Below are 2,831 nucleotides of genomic sequence, written 5' to 3' on the forward strand. Positions count from 1 at the left end.
ATTTATTATCAGAGGGTAGAACTAGGGCTGAAGATTTTCTTAAAAGTATCTGTACTCAGTTAATTGAAGGCTATAATTTGCCCTATGAACTACCATTACATCCTGATAACACTAGCAATGGTAACTTTCTATCAAAACTACTAAACGAAATTAGTGCCCAACTAACACCAAGAGAAAAACTCATCATAGCAGTTGATGCTTTAGATGAAGTAGATTTAAGTAGTCAAAGTGGAGCGGCTAACGTGCTTTACTTACCAGCTAACTTACCCAATGGAGTTTATTTTCTGCTTACGAAGAGGTCCGATCCACTACCATTAGTCATTTCTGCACCACAGAAAATTTTTGACTTAATGATTTATCCCAATGAAAGTCTAGAAGATGTCAAACTATTTATTCGTCTGCGTACAAAAGGATCGGCACTAGCAGGATGGATTAAACAAAGAGGCTTAAGATTAGAAGAATTTGTCGAATCTATAGCCAGCAATAGTGAAAATAATTTCATGTACTTAAAATATGTACTTGATGATATTGAGCAAGGTAACTATAGAGATATCAGCTTAGAAAGTTTACCTCAAGGCTTAGAGAAATATTACGATCAACACTGGCATCGCATGAAAATGAATGTCAAACCATTGCCTGTTACTAAATTAAAAATCATATATTTCTTAACAAAAACTCGTAAGCCAGTATCCTGCGGAATGTTAGCAAAGTTAAGTGGAGAAATTTCCTTAATGGTTCAAGAAATTCTAGATGAGTGGGCACAATTTCTGCGAATTTATCAAACAGAAGGAAAACCAGTTTATAGCATATATCATGCTGCATTTCAAGATTTTCTGTACAGAAAAGATATTGTTCAAGAAGTAGAGTCATTAATTGAAATTGAAAGTATGGAAAAACAAATCAAAAATAATTTGTTAGGAATGGTTTACAAAAATGCCTAAAAATTATGATTTGGAACTGGAATTCAGGATACACAAAAAGTGTAAATATTTTGGATAATTTTATAGGGTTGGCAAGTTTTTATTTATTGCTCAATATTTGTTGACTGACAATTTCTGGTGTCAAGACTCTAGCTGAAGCAAGAGGTAGTGAACTAATAACTGATAACTGAAATTACCCTATGGGCTAGTTCTGCATAGTAATGGTATACAGGAACAAGGAATACCTAGCACGGGAGCAAGATGCTCCCACTACAGTTGAGAAAGGTTATTTTGATGAATCCGAGCTAGCTTTTCATTACAAATAATTATAATTCGGCTTTTTTGGAATAGATAATCAGCATGGGGCTTACTAATACTCAAATTGACTGTAAAATGGGTATTTCAGCTCATACAGTACAATCGTCTTTAGCTTGACTTTTAGGTAAATACTAGATACCCCACTATAGCAATCCCATTTTATTTGTGTATAAAAATCTTAATGTCTCTAGGGAACGGGGAACAGGGAACAGGGAACAGGTAAGAGTTTCAGTTTTTTTATCTACTTTTTGATTACCCGCAACCAATTTAGGATTGCTATAGATAGTTCACTAACCTCTTGGAAATCGCAGTTTCCAAGAGGTTGATTTAGCTGTACAGTACACTTTCCACTCATCACTGTACAGTTAATTAGACATTTGGGTTTTGAATTACAAGAAAACCTGTGAAAACGAAGATTTACTAAATGTTATTACTGTTGATCATTGATGAAGTTGTTCAGGTTTTTCAAACTTTATCAATTATACATATAATAATATCCTAAATATCCTTTGAGACATAAAGTACAAGAATTCAGAACAGCCTAGTTGATTTTAGAAACACTATTTTTTCTTGCTACAGATATATAAGCTTTAAATTAATCTAATCAACGAAAGATGTTGATTATTTGTATCAATTTGATTTTTTACTTCAAAGTTGGAGTTTATGAAGTTTTGGTGAAGCTTATATAAAGTTTTGATGAAAATGAAAAAAACGCTTGCCATCTAAATAATATCAAGATTAATATTTTTTTAGAACTTGTATAGTTCAAATTAAACAGAAACAAATTGAAGGTTATGAACAGCAAAAAAATAGTCATTTCAGTTATCAGTTATCAGTTATCAGTACCTCTGCCTGTTTGCGCAGCATTCCGCAGGAAAGTCAGAGGCTTGAAATATTGAACTTTATTTTCTCTTGGTCGATTGGATATGGCGAGGAGACCTCGCCATCCCTCGACCGCTTTTTCATCCCCTTGAAAGGGGAGGCTTGAGACCTTATTTTTTGGTCAGAAAAAAGAAAACCAGTCTATTTACAAGACTGGCAACACCATTCATTATTTCTTTATTGCTCCCATCAAGTTTGATTTTTGAAGTCGAATTTCCTAATAGTATTAGGGTAGAGCTAAGGAAAAATTTTACTGAACTTTTTGTAATTAAGTAAGACCTTGATGGAATGGATTCCTACGGCAATAGGAGTCCATTCAAAATTAAAAAGCTCAAAACTTTTAACCATTAGATTTTAACCAAACTAGATGTGTTATCTTTACTCTACAAGAAACTGATGTTTAAAGTATAAGCGATCGCTAATAATAAAAGTATAAATCTTAATAATAGCGATCACTCATACTTACTTTTCAGTTGGATACCAAGTGAAATAAGAAACACAGATAATAACCAATGTTTTAGTGATTATTATTCCTCTGAAATATCTAATACTAGGTAGAGATGAAACTTCTCTGTCCATGTCTATACAAAATATTCTTTTTCCTTCAAACATATTATTAATCTATCACTTTCATACAACTTCTTTTTAAGTCCCGAAACAATCTCCTCAACATAAAGGCCACAGTTCGACACCTAACCAAATCAGTAAACT

General features: G+C 32.9%; 1 pseudogene. It reads left to right on the forward strand.

What is annotated here, in order from left to right:
* A pseudogene (locus AC3DU7_RS30275) lies at positions 1 to 941 on the forward strand (P-loop domain-containing protein); the annotation flags it as partial.
* Positions 942 to 2,831: the final 1,890 nt, after the last annotated feature.

The sequence above is a fragment of the Okeania sp. genome (genome assembly GCF_983059655.1).